Source organism: Stieleria marina (assembly GCA_007741555.1).
GTDB lineage: Bacteria > Planctomycetota > Planctomycetia > Pirellulales > Pirellulaceae > K23-9.
In genome coordinates, this window is the sequence record CP036526.1 from 6689166 (window position 1) to 6705471 (window position 16306).

Sequence of the window (16306 nt, forward strand, 5' to 3'; positions counted from 1 at the left end):
TGCATTTAACGACCAAACACAACTCCGCGATTCAAGTGAAACGTGCCTTTGCCGTCCAAACCAATCTTGATGTACTTCGCTTTGGTCCCCGGCGGCAGATCGATCTGATACTCCGCCTGAGGCTTTTTGGCTTTCCAAACCTGCGTGTAACTCTCACCGTCGACGCTGGTCCAAACGGCCAACCCTTTCGCACGATCGTAGAACTGCTTCGACAGTCGATTCTGAAGATAGAGGTGCCCAATTTCAGACTCGTCCTTCAATCGGATCGTAATGGCCGGCCGGTCGACATCGTGATCGCTGTGAAAGACAAACCCCCAGTCATTGGAAGGTGCGTCCGACAGGAACAGATACGCGTCACGATTCCATTCGCTGTTCTTCATTGTCCGACCGAGTCGAATGGAGGCATCGCGAGAGATTTCGTTCATCCCGTCGTGTGTTCGAAGCTTGGGCTCTTTGCGCGATTCGATCGAAACCCAGCCTTTTCGCACTTTCTTGCGAAGATCACGCTGTTGTTCCAGGTAGGCAATCAGATCCAAAAATTCGATCGGAGCGATTTGCGTGATCAATCCTTCTGGCATCGAACTTGCCTTCATGGGTTTGCGAATCTCAATCGTATCCTTGTCGATATCGACCTGCTTTCCGTTGGCGATACCCAGCGACAGAACATCGTCTGTCTCTTTCAGAATGAAGCCCGTGTTCGCCTGACCGTCCTCGTCGACAACCGAGACCGATTCGTAGCCTTTCGCGATTTCATCATTGGGAAGCAGTACGGTGGTGATGATCTGATGCCGGTTCATGCGTGAGGCGATGTCCGACAGATCAGGGCCAAATTTTTTGCCGATGTCGCCCACCATATGGCAGGCCGAACAAACCTGTTTGAACACACCAGCACCGCGATCGGCTTTTCCACCTCGGATATTGGCCAACGCGCTGATCGCTTTCTTACGAACTGGCATGGGAGCGTCCACATTCTCGGCGACCTCCAAGGGCTTCACCGCTGCTCCGCCTGGACCGCTCATCCGAATGTGCCGTGTCAGATGCTTCTTGGCTGCATCCGTCGAATTGGCCAATTGTTCTGCGGGTTTGTCGCCTTGCCAATAAGGCTGCAACGCATGAAGCGTGTGCTCCAGGGTGTAGTCGATCCAGTAGTCCATGGTCTGGTCGACTGCTTTCAACGCAATCTCCACGCCATCGGCGCCTTCGATAAAGCTCGCTCCGCGGACGGCTTCCAGTCGAACGCGTGGATTCGCGTCCGCCATCGCAGCGGCGATCCGACCTTTGAAATCAGCCACGCGATCACGTTCGTTGGTAATCGTATGGACCGCAGCGGCTCGAGCATGGAAATCTTCGCTAGCCAAAACACGGTCCAGCAAAGATTCATCCACATCGCGAAAACTCTCTTGAATCCACATCGCTTCGCATAACTGACGGGGATCATTGTTCGCGGCAATCCACTTGTTCAGCGCCGCATACACGCCCGCTTTGGGGCGATCACGTAGCTCGCGGCGAACACGGTAGCGAGTTCTAAGTTCGTAGACGTTCAACTGGTCCAGTAACTCAGGAATCGATTTATCCGCTTGCGTCAACGGCTCCAGCAAAGGCTTCTTTGTATTCACCAGTCTGTAGACGCGGCCGTGTTCGTGATCCCGATTGGGATCACGCTGGGAATACTGCATGTGGCCAATCAGTGCGTTGCACCAATCGCCAAACCAGATCGCACCGTCAGGCCCGACCTTTGGGTCGACGGGCCGGAACACCATATCGGTCGACGAAAGCAGATCGTCGATGCGTTCACCCACAAATCCGGCTCCCTCTTTTTCGTCACGCAAATTGAAACGTGGCATACCGTGCATATTGATCACACAGGCGTAGATGAATTGTCCTTGCATGTCGTCAGGTAAATGGCGCGACAGTAAAAATTCGTTGCCTACGGCTGGCCGCATGCCTTCGTTATCAAAAACAGGCGTCAGTGTTTTACGTGCGTCCACTTCCTTGCCTGCGAGCGGCGAAACCCAATGCTGCTTGGCGTTGGTTCCGTCGCCCACGATCCCGTTGCCCCACTGGTCAAACACGAGACACCAGGGATTTCCGTATCCGGGCGTCCGGTAGTGGGTGAACGACTGCGAATGCGGATCAAAAACGTAACCTCCGCCAGTATTCTTGTTGCGGAAAGGCCCCCAGGGCGTTTCCAACGTGGTCGACAGCGAGATTCCCTCCAACATGTGCAGCTGACCTCCGTGCGAGAACTCCCACGCTCCCATGGTGTGGTGCGTGTCATCGGTCGCAATTCCATCGACAATTTGTTGAACCAGATCCGCTTGATCGTCACCGTCGGTGTCTTTGATAAACAAAATTCGCGGTTCATCAACAACCAAGACACCTCCGTTCCAAAATTCAAACCCGGTCGGACAGATCAGTTTGTCGTAAAACGTTTTGCAGACATCGGCTTTGCCGTCACCATCGGTGTCCTCCAAAATCAGCAGCTTGTCATCGGGCTTTGCCGAACCAGGTTGCCACTGCGGATAATTCGTCATGCACGAAACCCAAAGACGCCCTCGGTTATCAAACGCGATTTGGTTGGGATTGGCTAGTTCGGGAAATTCACGTTCCGAAGCGAATAGTTTTACTTCCATCCCTTCTGGCACCTTCATCGTCGCGATCGACTCTTCGGGCGTCGTGTATTTCATCTCGACCGGCTCACGCATCTCGCGAAAATTGTCGCTACGCGTTCCAAACATCGTTTCGGGCTCAAACACTTCACCGGTGCTGGAGTCATCGGGTTCCGCCCCGACTTGCCGCCCCGCTGCCATGTCCCAGATGTATTGGTCTCGCACAGCCACCATGTTGCGAATCTTGCGGTACTCGGTCGGGAACGTTTCGGTATCCCAAGTCCGGCGCCCACCATAGACGTACCAACCGTTGAGCATTCGGTAATCTTGAGCGTGGAACCAAGACTTGTCGTTGACCCAACTGCGCACCTCCTCAAACGTCGAATTGTTTATCCCAGTAGGATGCTTGGATGAAAAAAGAGCCGCGTCGACCAACTGCGATACTGCCCGATCGCCTCGCTCATTCAAATGCGCGCCATTGGCCGTAAACTGGTTGCCCGACTGAGCAGAGAAAATCTTTGCCGTCGGCGAGAACAGATCAACAAAGGGGTAGCCGCCTTCGGCAGCTAATTTGGCGATCGCATCGGAGTAGGCCTTCAGATTCTTGTTCTCTTCATCTCCCGAAGGATGCAAAGGATTGCCGGTCGATTCAAAGGCGATCGGGCTGATCAGCACGAAAGATGGTTTCTTTCCTTCCGCAGTGAATCGTTGGGTCGTTTCGGCGATGTAGCTGCGGTAGTCATCAACAAACGCTTGTATTTGACTTTCCTCACGACCAGCAAACGACTCGTTGTATCCAAAGAAGCACATCATCATTTGGGGTGCGAACACTTCCAGTGGATCGTCTATCTTGGTGTAGCTACCGGGACGCTGCTGGTTGGCAACTTCGTCGGCTGGCCATCCGAAATTCCGAAAGACCAGTTCCTTGTCGGGATGCCGAGTGTGTAGGAGCGTCTCGAAATACCCGAACAGATTCATGCGTTCGGCCAGCGAGTTTCCCACCGCTGCGATGCGAAGCCGCTTGGAAAGACTCACACCAGCGGCGTCCTTTTGTTTTGCAGCGGGTTTCTTGGCTGCATCCGCTTTCTGCGGCGGCGAATTATCAAACCCAGGTTTCATCGGGCGATGATTCCACTCGGGTGAACCAACGGGATCCGGGCGTGCGGGAGACTGGCCCAGCGCGTAGTCGCCAACTTGCATGTCGGCCTCTTTCCACCAACTCTTGTCGCGAATGAACCCAAAGAAGCTGGGGTAAAACGGATCCACAAAATCAACATCGGCCCGCTGGGGAACTTCTAATCCAGTCAGATGAAACGCTGCATTGACGATCATCCGCCGAAGGTCTTCGTCAACAAAGTCGACGGACGCACCTCCGGTCGTGCAGAATGATTGCCCCTTGGTTCCATTGGGCGATGTATATTGATGCAACCAAGCGAACGGTTGCATGGGGTCGTTGCGATCACCACCAAGGTTGGGCGATTTCGGATCCAACGTTTTCGTCACCGCCGCACGCAACAAAATATTGTCCGCGTCCGTCAGGTGAATGACGCCGTAGACATCGCTCGGTGCAAAAATCTCGCCAACACTGTTCAGAATGGGGTGCGAATTCTCGACGACGCTGCGGGCTCCTTCGCTCTTATGTTTGCCGTGGTGATTGACCCACTGTTCGCCAAGAATCCGAAGCCCCCATTTTCCAAGATCAATCTCGTCTCCAAATTTGCTTGATCCGTTAAACGCATGCGTAGCCGTACGGATACCAATGACTGGTTTCCCAGCGTCGATGAAAGACGTGATGTGAGCTGCTTCGCTTGCGACCGGCTTACGAAATCGAGTGCCGATGATCATCAAGTCTGCCGAATCGAGCGCGGCGAGTCCCTGCAAACCAGCTTGGTTGTTGGGATCGACAAACGATCCGTCTTTCGACCATGCAAAAACCACAGTGCATTTAAAGGAATGCTTTTGGCTAAGAATTTTAGCCAGCATCGGCATCGTTTCTTCACTGCGATACTCTTCGTCGCCAGCCACCAAAACAATGTGCTTGGATGCCACTCCACTTGGCGGTTCGAGGACAAGCGTTTTGCTTTCGGCACGGACAAATGCAGGCGAGAGGACCAAAACGAGACCGAACGCAAGCAGGGGGAGGATCGCGATGTTTTTCATCAGGACGACGTTTTCCTTCGAGAGAGATTTTCGATAGGTAGGGCAGGGTGAGGACCCAACATTGTACACCGAAAACGCCTTGAATCTCGAGGCGATATGCCGCAGGCATGCCTCGACAGGCCGGCGCAGCGGATCACTGCCAAACACTGCGGTTTCAACGAAACGTTCACCGGCTCGCGTCAAACGGTTCGCATGACGTAGCCCGGTGTACCCGCGTTTGATCAGATTTTTCTGCGATGAACCTGCCTCCAACCGCTCAGTCACATTCCCAGCGGGTCGCTAAAACTCGCGCTGTCAGCAAAAACGCGACTCCACTGATCATCAGCACGGCTAGCTGGGGTGCCAAATCTCGCACCGGTAGTTCGCGCCAAAAAACTTTGTCATAGCCATCCAAAGCCCAAGCGTTGAAAGTCCACATCCCCATTTCGCGAACCTTTTCGCTCATGACATAGCGTGGCACCATCGAACCGCCCAGTGCACTCATGGTCAAAATCAGCACGGTGGACAAACCATTGAGCTGACCGCGCGTGCGACAGAGCGTTGCCAAAAACAATCCAAAGGCAGCAGCGGCCGACGCGGTCACCAAGGTCATCATGGCAAAGCCATCCAAGTGGCCAACCAAATCGATCCCAAAAACCAATTGGCCCCAAGCAAACATGACGCTGACTTGGACTATCCCGACCAATGTCAGGTAAAACCATTTCCCCAGTAGCAGTTGATCCATCGTCATTTGCGTCGACAACAACCGATCCAGAGTTTGGCTTTCGTATTCTTCCAGTAACGCACCGCCACCGCTGCTGGCCCCAAACAGCAAAAACATCACCGCGATTCCAGCCGCATACATGCTGACGACGGGATTGGATTTTCCTTCGCCCATCACGTCGACGATCTCGATTGATGCCGGTGAATGTGTCGGGCGTGCGACTGCGGAACGCGCGTCGGTCTGATTTGGGTTGGGCGAGACTGCGTCGGGAGCAAACGTGCTTCCTGTTGGCCCTTGATGAAGCACTGTTTTTAGCACCACGGCCGCGACGACTTGGCTGGCCACCTGATCCGACGAATCGGCTAACAGGACGGGAGTGATTCTGCCGCTTTGATTACTGAGCACCACTGCCATCGCTGCACTGCCGCGACGAACAATGTCTTCGGCCTGTTGTCTGTTCAGCGCGTCGGCGGTCTGATCACGCATGAACCGCAAACTGGTGCTACTGCGCAGTGAAGTAATGATCGATTGACTTGCCGGGACGTTGATCTCGTCAACTGCGACGACTTTGATGCGAGGAGTCCCGCTGCCACCGATGCCACCGCCAAAGATCACGGCGAATATACTGAAGAATGCCACGGGCACCAAAAACGTCAGCATCAGCTCAACACGATTGTGCATCAAACGACGAAAACTAATTTGCAAGATCGTAGCAATCATGAGCGTCTAATCTCGCAATTCATGGCCCGTCAAATGTAAAAACACGTGATGCAGTGACGGCGATTGGATTTCGACATCGGTCACGTGACACCCTTGGTCGCTGACAGACTGCAACAAGTGTCGCAACTGCACCGAAACGTCATCGATTCGCGTTTCGATCAAGTCATCGCCGACTTTGCCAGTGGTCAACTGGTTTGTTCCAACGTCGCGAAGCGGGCTGGTGATCGGTGACTGCAAACGCAAACGTACGAGACGCGATGGTCCCACTGTTTGAGCAACCAGACTGTTAAAATCTCCATCGGCCACCACGCTCCCTTGATCCATGATCACAATCCGATCACTGCGTTGTTGGGCTTCGTCTAAGTGATGCGTCGTCAGCAGGATTGACGTCCCCGCCGCGTGCAGCGCATCGAGCATCTCGAAGATACGTTCCCTGCTTTGCGGATCAACTCCGACGGTGGGTTCGTCCAGCAGCAAGACTCGCGGGTTATGTAGCACACCACAGGCAAGGTTGACGCGGCGTTTCATTCCGCCGGAAAATCCCCCCACCAAATCGTGTGCACGATCCGACAGACCAGTCCACTGAATCGCCCAGTCGACGCGTTTACGCAAATCCGATCGACTCAGGCCGTACAGTCTTCCGAATGCCCACAGATTTTCGGTGGTCGTCAGGTCACGGTAGACCGCGATTTCCTGCGGCACCAATCCAAGTCTCAACCGCCGGTGTCGTCGCGTAAGCGGGCGACCCAACAAATGCATCTGGCCCGACGTGGGTTTGGTGCGACCAGCCAAACAACGAATCAAAGTTGTCTTGCCAGCTCCATTGGGACCTAGAAAAGCCAACCGTTCTCCTGCGGCCAAGTCAAACGTGACCCCCTGCAGTGCAGCCAAATCCCCGTAGCTCTTTCGCAGTTGGTCGATCTCCAAAGCAGGTGGTTGAGATGAAATCACAGCAAAAGTCGTTTGCGCCGGGAGGAAAGTCGCACGAAGCGCAGTAGCATGCACAGTTTTTGGTTGCTTTGACCACTGCAATTTTGGCAACTAGTCAAGAACCAGCTGTCTTGCCATCAATATTATGCAAGCGATTGATCCGGGCCAGCCTTTTGACCTGTCCTTTTTTGCCCGTCATGCAGTTAAGATACAGATTGGGACTGATCGGCTCCCTTGAATCGTCCCTAACCCTATTGCCATTCCGCTCTCTTTAATACGGTCTTCCTTGCCCACGATGGACAGTTTTTTTGACGACTACGAGCGACGCGAACCGGTTTCGATTTGGAAAGCGAATCACGGCAACTGGCTGCTCGCGTTGGTCGCCGCCATTGGCGTGGTTGGCAGCTCCATCATGGTCCTACGAGGCAACGGGTTTACGTCGCCAACCGATGAGCGGTCGTTGATGCTGGGTGAAGCCGAATTGACGATCGAAAACGATTCGTCTGCCGATGAAGGACCACTGGTAACCTTGGTCGTCAAAGGGGCCGTCAGCGACGAGGGCCAAGTCATGCTGGCGATCTATGATGCCCAGAGCCAGTTCAACGACCCCAACCGTGCGATCGTAAAAGCCCCCAGACCGATCGAAAGCGGCGAGGCCAAATGGGTTTTGGCGGTCAAGAAACTACCGACTCGGTTTGCCGTCGCAGCGTTTCATGATGAAAACGCCGATGGGCTTCTCAATCGGAGTGTGTTTGGAATTCCGACCGAGCCCTATGGATTTTCCAATCAAGCGAAAAGTCGATTCGGCCCCCCGTCGTTTGAACAGGCCGTACTGATCCGCCCTGAGAAAGACCAAACGATCGAGATCTACTTGGGTGCCAAACTACCTTAGCGCGTTGCGACCGCCAGCAAAACTATTTTCCGACGTGCGAATCCATGCGTCGATCAACGGTTTCGGTATCCGAATCTCGACGACCTTGTCCGCTCAAGTAGTCGCTCCAACGTCGACGCCCGTGCGATTCGGTCGGGCCGGGTGCGATCAAAAATACGGCGCCCAATCCGAAGAGTAATCCAGCCATCGATGACCCTGCGGCCAAGATCGTACCGGACGGTCCAACGGGATTGTCGTTGACTTGGGGTGGCCCCAATTCGGCGACCAGATTCGTCGACAAAGCGGCCGAGCGACTCGCTTGGGCTTCGGTCAGCGCCTGTTCGGCATGACCCAACATCTGCGTGCGGTGTTTGACTTCGGCATCGATCTTGGCATAGTCGGTTCGTGCGACCGCCAATTTTCCTAAACGATCGATCAGTTTTTGTTTCTTCGTTTCCAAACGCTCGACTTCACGCTCTGCCAGAGCAAGTCGAGGTTCCATGCCGGCAATGACGGCTTCGATTTCCTGCTGCATCTGCTGACGAATTTTGCCTTCTGTCGCAATTGCGGCTCGTCGCTTGGGGTTGCTGTCTTTGTAATTTCCCGAAAGCTCGCTCGAGCGAAGCTGAGCTGCGATCAGTCCATCTTTGAGTCGCAACAGCGATGGTTGGCTTGTCAGCAAATCGCTGCCGCTAATCAACATCTTGTCGGTGTCTCTAACGCCGGCGACCAACAGTTCGTGCAGCGAGTGCAGTTTGCGAAGGTCTTTTTCGGCAAGCTGAAGCTCCGAGGTACCTTTCTCCAGTGCGCGTCGGGTCGCTCCGTCGCCAGCGATGCTGTCGTTTAAGTTACGCAGTTCGCTAAGATCAGTGCCAAATTTGATTTCGACTTCTCGCATTCGGGCCGACGCCTCGTCCAAATTTTCTTTGGCCAGATCGCGAACGTGATAAAGTTCGGAGATGATGCTATCGGCACGGACGCGTCGGACGTTTCGCAAGTGCTGGGTCAGGTTGTCGTACATCGCACGACAAAATTCTTTGGCTCGATCTTGATCGCTACTTTGGACTTCCAAATAAACGACTTCCGTATTGCCGAACTCGGATCCCTTGGGTGCGACTAAGTTGACGGACGATTTGATGGTCGCATCAACCGCTTTTCGGCTTGGCCAGTTTTCTGCATAACGCGGCGATGGAGGACCGATTTGAACCAGAGCGTTGGAAACGACTTCGGGATTCTGGACCATTTCCAGTATCGTTTCTTGCGCCGCTTTTAGCTCTGTTTGACTGGGAAAACGGCCCAAACGATCCACCGATCCGGTCGCTTCGTCTCGCACTACCAGCGGCTGCCGGGCGGAATACTTATCTTTGCTGACCAACGCATAACCAACGCCGCAAACACCAAAAACCAATGTCGCCCCTATCCACAACGGTGCAAACAGCACGAGGACGTTGCGGACATGTTTCCATGGAATGGGTGCAGTTGCAGACATGACAGTCGATTCAGCCGAGTGTAGAAATGTTCGGTGAATCCTACGACGCAGTTAAAGTAGGGCATCGAATTGATGCCCCAATCGCTAAAGTCCCACTTGGGTGCTGCGAAAATCTACCGGTTATGACGGTCAGTCGGACGCATGACACACGCAACTCGTCTTTCCAACGGTCTTGAGATCAAGAATCCCTCCGATGACCAATCCTTACACTTCACCGTCGCAAGAACCTGTTCCGGAACCGAATCAAATGATTCGGTCGGATTCGTTTGGTGAAATTGCACGCCGCGCGTTTTTGGCGTGGGAAAAGATGCGGTTGCTGTACATCGCGATATGCGGTGCGGTCACCTTGGCGACGGGAATGGCGAAAGGACCTGCAACACTGCTGCAAGGTGACTTTTGGCTGCTAGCAGTCTTCTACGGACTCTTCGCCAATGCACTTTATTTTGCAGGCCCTGCAGTCGACACCTACGCCACGTGGTTGGGCCTTCGGTCAAAGACGCTTCGCTGGGCAATGTTTGCGGTCGGAACCCTGTTCACAGCGACGATGGCGGCTCTTCTCCTGGCGGACGTGCTGGTACCGAATTTACAGTGAATCGGCGCTGACGCCGGATACAGCAACCTCGCTGCAGCGACGATTTGAAACCGCTGGCGGCTTCGGTCTACGTGTCTCGGCCGCCGCCAATCTCCAGCTGCATCCGCTCGGTTGGCGGAATCACTCGATCAAAGAATTCGATCGAGGATGGGTTGGCGGTCTTCAGTTCGTCGTAGAGCGACTCCAACCGGTTGAGTGACTTTTGCAGCTCAGCGGGATCATTCATCGTCTCGAGCAAAGCGGCCCGTTTTGCCCAAGCGACTAGTCGATACTTGCGGTCCACTTTTGGATCGCCTAGCAATCGATCCAAAGTTGCAACGGCTTCTTCTTTCTTCTCCTGTGACGCGTAAACGCGAGAAAGCTGCACAAGCGACTTCGCAAAATAATTGCGGTTTTTGGATGACTCGTTGGGCGGAAAATGCTTGGGGATTGCCGCCCAAGACGCGACGTCATTGCGAGCCACCGCGATCAAAAACTGCTCTTCGATCGTATCGGCTTTTACAGCCAACGGTGGCTTCAAAAGCTCGCCAACGTCACGGGGTGGATTGCGAAGCGACATCGCCAAGGCCGCCGAACCACAAATCAGCGGTATGGACAGAGCAATCGCCCAACGCAGGTAGCCGCGTCGGCGCTTACTCACAGCGGCGTCAGTGGCGCGTTGCAATCGAATCGTCGCCGCGGCGGTTCCAATCGCTCCGTAGGCTTTATCCGTCGCCATCGACGATTGATTCCGAACCGCGGAGAGCAACTCGCTGGGAGACTGGAATCGGTCTCCGGGCAGTTTGCTCATCAAACGTGTCACGACCGCGATCAACCACTCAGGCAAATCGTCATTGCCGCGGGCGCGATCCAATGGCTGAGGCGTTTCGTGCAAGTGCAAAACAGCCAGCGCTAGCGGGTCATCTGCTTCAAACGGTGGTCGTCCCGATAGCAAGTGATACATGCTGACACCCAGCGAATACATGTCGCTGCGCACATCAACAACTTTGCCTTGCACTTGCTCTGGACTCATATAGCGTGGCGTGCCCATGGTCAGGCCGGCCTGAGTCAGATCACTTCTTGAAGCTTCGGAATCGGCGCCCAGCCTGGCGAGTCCAAAGTCCGCAACTTTGATGTCGCCTCGCGCCGAGCGCATGATATTTTCGGGTTTGATGTCACGGTGCGTGATGCCGACTTCTGCCGCTGCCTCCAGTGCCGATCCAACCGAGATCAAAACTTCCGTCGCTTCCTCGGTCGTCAACGGCCCGCGCGTCGTCAACACTTCTTTCAGGTTTTGCCCTTTGATCAACTCCTGAGCAATGAAGTGTGTTTGATCGACACTGCCGACGTCATAAACCTGCACGATGCTGGAGTGGTTTAACTTAGCAGCCGCTCTGGCTTCACGACGAAAGCGAGAAATGTAGTCTTTGTCTTTTGCGTAATCGCTGCGCAGCACTTTGATGGCCACGTCGCGACCAAGAGACAAGTGACGGGCAGCGTACACATCCGCCATGCCGCCTTTGCCAAGTTTGCGCAGCACTTGATAGTCACCCAAACGGCTGCCAATCAGACTGACACCCGAACGCGTCGTGCTCTGCGAATTCGACGATCCCGACAAGCTCGCTTTGCTGGGAGCGTCGTCGTTGGAGGCGGAATGGTTTTTCGGGTTCAAACCTACAGGTCCGTTTCGAGTACAGGGGGAGGGAAAATGCCGATTCCCACTTTGTGCTGGGCTTCATTGGGCGTTGTCAACAACGGTACGTGTTTCAACGCTATCAAGTTCGGATTGGCCACGTCATACGCGCCACTACCATAGTCTAACAGTGTGATCGGATCGTCATGGATTGTTTCCGCCGATCGAAACCAATACTTGATTCAAGTTTCCTGACCGCAAACCTTGCAAATCAATCGTCAGGAATTGAAACCCGATTTCCGTCAGGTAAGACGATAAATCCAATGCCAGTTCGGGCGACAACAGCCTTGGCATCTCTGGTTTGGGCACCTCAATGCGGGCTAATTCGTTTTCGTGAACACGAACCCGACAGTCAGAAAATCCTTGTTCTCGCAACCAGTCCTCGGCCAATTCGACCCGACGCAACCTTTCGGGGGTGACCGCAACGCCATAGACAATCCGGCTTGCCAAACACGGCGAAGCCGGGACGTCGTGATTGCTTAATCCAAAATGCGCCGCGAGCTGACGCACCTGATGCTTGTCGATTCCTAAGTCTGCCAGTGGCGTCTGCACGTTCGCCAACCGTCCCGCTTCGATGCCGGGACGGTAGTCACCCATATCATCCGAATTGGTTCCCGACAAAATAATGGCATCCCCCGAAGCTTCGGCGACCGCTGCGAGTGACTGATAGAGAGTCTGTTTGCAATAAAAGCATCTTTGCTGATCGTTGCGGACATACTGTTGCAACTGGCCTTCATGGGTTTGCACCAACCGATGCGGGATGCCAATTTCACTAGCGACACGTTTTGCTAAATCGATCTGCCAGCTTGCGACACTGGGGGACTGGGCAGTCACGGCAGTGCACGACGAAGCGTCTGCTTGCTGCGCCGCTGCTGCTACGACGCTGCTGTCGACTCCCCCCGAAAACGCAACGACGACGCGCCCCATCTGGCCAATGCGTTGGATCAATTTTTGAGCAATCGGTTCGATCAATGTCATCGTGTTCGCGTTCCTGTCACGGTTGGAATCTGACTAAGATTCTAGTCGGCATTCGAATCGAACGAAGAATCCTGCATCGAGCCTGCGGATTGATTCGTCTGTCAAAATTGATCGCCCCCGCTGAATTTGACAATCACCCGCCTTTATATTGCCGCGTTGCAGGACCTGATCACCCAAAAAATCGACGATTTCATTGGTCGTGACGGCTGGTGAATGCCCGGTGACCAAGATGCGAAAATTGGAAACATCGACAACCGTCAAACAATCTTCCAAAAGTGGCCAAAGGTCGCGTTCAAGTCGCCACGCTTTTCCTTTGGGCGAATGTCCGTAAGCCGGCGGGTCCAACACGATGGTGTCATAGACTCTTTGCCGGCGCACTTCGCGTGCCACAAACGACGCGGCATCATCGACCAGATAACGGATTGGCCGGTTGGACCATTCGTTGGCGTCGGCCGCGGCGCGAGCCGCCTGCACACTCGGTTTGGCGGCGTCAACATGAGCAACTTGGTATCCAGCGGAAACCAAAGCCATGGTGCTGGCACCGGTGTAGGCAAACAAATTCAGTGCGCTGCGTGGTGATTGACTTTCATCGGCAACATCGCTCGTTGATTCGCTATCACCACCCGTTGAACCGCTATCTGCCAACCATTGCCAATTGGAGTACTGTTCCGGAAAGATTCCGATGTGTCCGTACGGCGTTGGCTGCACTGGCATTCGAAAAGCTCCGCACTGAACGGTAAGATCGCTGGGCCAAGGACTGCGATGCGTCCATGCTTTACGGTCGGCGTCAAAGCGAGACTGAGCTTCTTTCCACTGATGCGGTGTCCGCGGCTTTGTACCTTCGGCCGCAGGAGATGGTCGATCGATCAAACGACCGGCAATCGACTCCAGTTTTCGACCGTCGCCAAAATCGATCAGGCGGTAACGGAGATTGGACATGTCGATTTAGAAAGCCTGCAAGTAGAAAGTGGTCGATTGCCGCCACTGTATCAGGACTACGGGGCAAGGCTACGGGGCGGGACGGTTCGGCAAAACGACTAGGCAGGGCAGTCCCTCATTTGAAACCGGGTCAACTGTTAGCGGAACGGCGCAAGCCGTCCGCTAAAAAACGAACCCTCCCTATTCAAGAATTACTTCGCCCTGGACTACCGGATCTTCGACTTGCGACCAGCTGGTTTTTTCGCAGGCGCGTCCTTCACGGCAGCCGCCTCGGACTCTTTACTCGCTTCGCCCCCTGGCTTGCTCACGGCGGCAATTCGAACGGGCCGAGCCAATGGAGGCTCCAGATCGGGCATCGCATCAGGCGACTGCGACGTGTCCGATGAGTTCATATCGTTGTCCAACGGCCAACCGTCATCAAAGCGAACTTCGGCGGTGTAGTCCACATCGGGTCGATCAAAATTCTGTTGGATGGACCCGGTTGCCGATCGACCGCCAAATTTCAATCGACTGCCTGCCAGTTTTGTATCTTCGCGAATCGTCCCGCTCTGGAATGGTCCGACGCCAAGGACCCAAGTATCGCGGGCATTGGCAATCGAATGCTTGACACCAGATTGCCAAATGGGCTTTCGCGTTTCACGGTGGTAAGCAAACGCGACAATTTTGGCAGCGGCTTCGCGTGCATCACGACGGGCAATCGCCATTTCAGGTATTGATGGCACGTCGGGGCTGTTGGGAATCAAAGACATCGCTGACGAGAGCGCATTGTTTTCCGGGACACCGAACGTGACGCGATGATCATCGGATCCCAGCACGCCCAAGCGAGCTTCGATAATAATGTCAGCATCTTGGGAGGAATCTTGGATCAAACAGCCCGCAGCGACAATCTGCTGGCGAAGCGCGCTGGTGACGTATTCACTGTTGACGAATCCGTCGCCTTTGACATGCCGAAGATAGCTGTTGTCCAGATATACTTTCTGGTCGCTCAGTGGGCGAAAATCAAGGTGCTGAACACTCTTGTCCACCGCATCGCTCATCACCAACTGCTGCGTCGCATTTTGCTCGCCCGTCGTGCCGCATCCGATCGTGAAAACCAATCCGATAACCCAGAGCGCAGCAGACAACATCGGCAAGCGTACTTTGGACGGATACGACGAATCGTCAGGCATCCAACATCAGTGATAGGCGGGGCAAAAACGTCTAATGGACACGTGAGTCCACAAAGTACTGATTAGCTCGCCGCTGACGATTTCGGCAAGATCAGTTCCAGTGTCCTGCGAAATGACTTGACTGAAAACGGACCGAATGCCGAGTTTCACGCCAAAATCGATTCGATGGGCGTGCCTTCGCTGCGTTTCATCGGCCGGCCGACGGGGGTGTCCAGTTCTTCGGAAAAGGGCAGGTCGATCGCTTTCAAAATGGTGGAATGAATGTCTGCCACCGTGACAGGATCTTTCACATCATCCAGCGGTTTTTCGCTATCAAGCTTTGGCTTCTCGGCCGTTTCGCCGTGGACGACACCTCGCCTGATTCCGCAACCGGCCAGCAGCGTCGAAAAACCGTGCGGCCAATGGTCCCGGCCGCCCGCAGGATTGGTTTGCGGTGTTCGGCCAAACTCCCCTCCACAAACCACCAAAGTTGAATCCAAAAGATCACGTTCTTTTAACCGCTGCAACAAAGCGGCCAAACCGGGGTCCAGCGATTCGCAAGCCGAACTTTGCAGGCCGTGATTATTGACATGTGAATCCCAGCCGCCCAAGGTGACTTCGATACATCGAGCGCCTACTTCAATTAGACGCGCGGCTGCTAGACATCCGCGGCCAAATGGATTGTCACCGAACTGATCGCGAACTTTCTTGGGTTCTTCGGAAACGTCAAACGCACTGAGCTGTTCGCTGGACATCATCTGCAACGCCGCATCGGTCGCGGTCGTATGCAGTGTTTTGGTGCGATTGAGATCTTTCAAACGCCCGCGGGCAAACTGTCGTTCAACCACATTGGTCAAGTCGCTGATGCGTTGTTCAAAACGATCATCGTCCACACGTTTGCGGACATCCGGCACTGGCCCCGCAGGGTCATTGATTTTGAACGCATCGTAAGCCGCCCCCAAATATCCGCCTCGCCCTGGGAAATTCAGAGGCGAAATGGAAATGTGCCGGGGAATGTCCGCACCTGCATCACTGGCCTGGCACAGGGCCGCGCCGATCGACGGGTGAATCAGAGTGGGGTCGGGGCGAAAACCTGTTTTGACATTGTAGATGGCTCGCTCGTGGTCCCCCTCTTTTCCTGTCACGCTTCGCACCAGGGACGTCAAATGCATTTGCTCGGCGACGCGTGGAAGCGTCTCGGCGATCTGCAAACCTTTGATCGACGTATCGATCGACTTCACTTCGCCACCAAATTTGCTGCCGCTATGAGGGTCAAACGTTTCCAACTGGCTGGGACCACCTTGCATCCAAAGCAGAATCACACTCTTTGGTTTTGCTGGGTCCGTCCGACCTGTTTCGTCTGCCCAAGCCAACTTTCTTGCTAGCGACGACATCAAAATCGACCCGGTACCAGCGCCTAGCAGCGTTCGTCGCGATAGGTGCCGTTGGCGATTGCACAGTTGATGGGAAATCAGATTATTCATGTCGATATACC

The 16306-nt window shown here is 54.4% G+C and carries 11 protein-coding genes; 2 read left to right on the forward strand and 9 right to left on the reverse strand.

All coding sequences use genetic code 11. From position 1 onward, the window contains the following. Positions 1 to 5: 5 nt before the first annotated feature. The 3 genes from K239x_RS23755 to K239x_RS23765 form a co-directional block, all read right to left on the reverse strand. Positions 6 to 4769 (reverse strand): PVC-type heme-binding CxxCH protein, encoded by a 4764-nt coding sequence (locus K239x_RS23755; protein WP_145420822.1) that lies wholly within the window; start codon positions 4767 to 4769, stop codon positions 6 to 8. A 256-nt stretch (positions 4770 to 5025) separates the two neighbouring features. Beyond that, entirely contained in the window at positions 5026 to 6192 is a 1167-nt protein-coding gene (locus K239x_RS23760) for an ABC transporter permease (protein WP_145420823.1), read from the reverse strand. A gap of 6 nt (positions 6193 to 6198) precedes the next feature. After that, entirely contained in the window at positions 6199 to 7143 is a 945-nt protein-coding gene (locus K239x_RS23765) for an ABC transporter ATP-binding protein (RefSeq protein ID WP_419189330.1), read from the reverse strand. A gap of 274 nt (positions 7144 to 7417) precedes the next feature. Between K239x_RS23765 and K239x_RS23770 the strand changes: the two genes are divergently transcribed. Then, positions 7418 to 8014 (forward strand): DUF2141 domain-containing protein, encoded by a 597-nt coding sequence (locus K239x_RS23770; protein WP_145420825.1) that lies wholly within the window; start codon positions 7418 to 7420, stop codon positions 8012 to 8014. Between the two features lie 22 nt (positions 8015 to 8036). On the opposite strand, the gene K239x_RS23775 is transcribed toward K239x_RS23770, so the two are convergent. Next, positions 8037 to 9482, reverse strand: a complete 1446-nt coding sequence (locus tag K239x_RS23775) for a GumC domain-containing protein (protein ID WP_145420826.1) — start codon at positions 9480 to 9482, stop codon at positions 8037 to 8039. 193 nt (positions 9483 to 9675) lie between these two features. Between K239x_RS23775 and K239x_RS23780 the strand changes: the two genes are divergently transcribed. Continuing rightward, on the forward strand, positions 9676 to 10074 hold the full coding sequence (locus K239x_RS23780) for a hypothetical protein (protein WP_145420827.1): 399 nt from the start codon (positions 9676 to 9678) through the stop codon (positions 10072 to 10074). Between the two features lie 67 nt (positions 10075 to 10141). On the opposite strand, the gene K239x_RS23785 is transcribed toward K239x_RS23780, so the two are convergent. The 5 genes from K239x_RS23785 to K239x_RS23805 form a co-directional block, all read right to left on the reverse strand. Beyond that, entirely contained in the window at positions 10142 to 11725 is a 1584-nt protein-coding gene (locus tag K239x_RS23785; protein ID WP_419189331.1) for a serine/threonine-protein kinase, read from the reverse strand. A 165-nt stretch (positions 11726 to 11890) separates the two neighbouring features. Continuing rightward, positions 11891 to 12724, reverse strand: a complete 834-nt coding sequence (gene larE / locus K239x_RS23790; RefSeq protein WP_145420828.1) for an ATP-dependent sacrificial sulfur transferase LarE — start codon at positions 12722 to 12724, stop codon at positions 11891 to 11893. A gap of 33 nt (positions 12725 to 12757) precedes the next feature. Beyond that, on the reverse strand, positions 12758 to 13663 hold the full coding sequence (locus tag K239x_RS23795; protein ID WP_145420829.1) for a class I SAM-dependent rRNA methyltransferase: 906 nt from the start codon (positions 13661 to 13663) through the stop codon (positions 12758 to 12760). Between the two features lie 206 nt (positions 13664 to 13869). Continuing rightward, entirely contained in the window at positions 13870 to 14832 is a 963-nt protein-coding gene (locus K239x_RS23800; RefSeq protein ID WP_145420830.1) for a DUF6655 family protein, read from the reverse strand. 146 nt (positions 14833 to 14978) lie between these two features. Continuing rightward, entirely contained in the window at positions 14979 to 16295 is a 1317-nt protein-coding gene (locus tag K239x_RS23805; protein WP_145420831.1) for a DUF1501 domain-containing protein, read from the reverse strand. Positions 16296 to 16306 lie beyond the last annotated feature (11 nt).

What these genes read in the sequence shown, in the direction of transcription:
- K239x_RS23755 (WP_145420822.1), bottom strand. Translation starts at nt 4,769, where the DNA reads ATGAAAAACATCGCGATCCTCCCCCTGCTTGCGTTCGGTCTCGTTTTG.
- K239x_RS23760 (WP_145420823.1), bottom strand. Translation starts at nt 6,192, where the DNA reads ATGATTGCTACGATCTTGCAAATTAGTTTTCGTCGTTTGATGCACAAT.
- K239x_RS23770 (WP_145420825.1), top strand. Translation starts at nt 7,418, where the DNA reads ATGGACAGTTTTTTTGACGACTACGAGCGACGCGAACCGGTTTCGATT.
- K239x_RS23775 (WP_145420826.1), bottom strand. Translation starts at nt 9,482, where the DNA reads ATGTCTGCAACTGCACCCATTCCATGGAAACATGTCCGCAACGTCCTC.
- K239x_RS23780 (WP_145420827.1), top strand. Translation starts at nt 9,676, where the DNA reads ATGACCAATCCTTACACTTCACCGTCGCAAGAACCTGTTCCGGAACCG.
- larE (WP_145420828.1), bottom strand. Translation starts at nt 12,724, where the DNA reads ATGACATTGATCGAACCGATTGCTCAAAAATTGATCCAACGCATTGGC.
- K239x_RS23795 (WP_145420829.1), bottom strand. Translation starts at nt 13,663, where the DNA reads ATGTCCAATCTCCGTTACCGCCTGATCGATTTTGGCGACGGTCGAAAA.
- K239x_RS23800 (WP_145420830.1), bottom strand. Translation starts at nt 14,832, where the DNA reads ATGCCTGACGATTCGTCGTATCCGTCCAAAGTACGCTTGCCGATGTTG.
- K239x_RS23805 (WP_145420831.1), bottom strand. Translation starts at nt 16,295, where the DNA reads ATGAATAATCTGATTTCCCATCAACTGTGCAATCGCCAACGGCACCTA.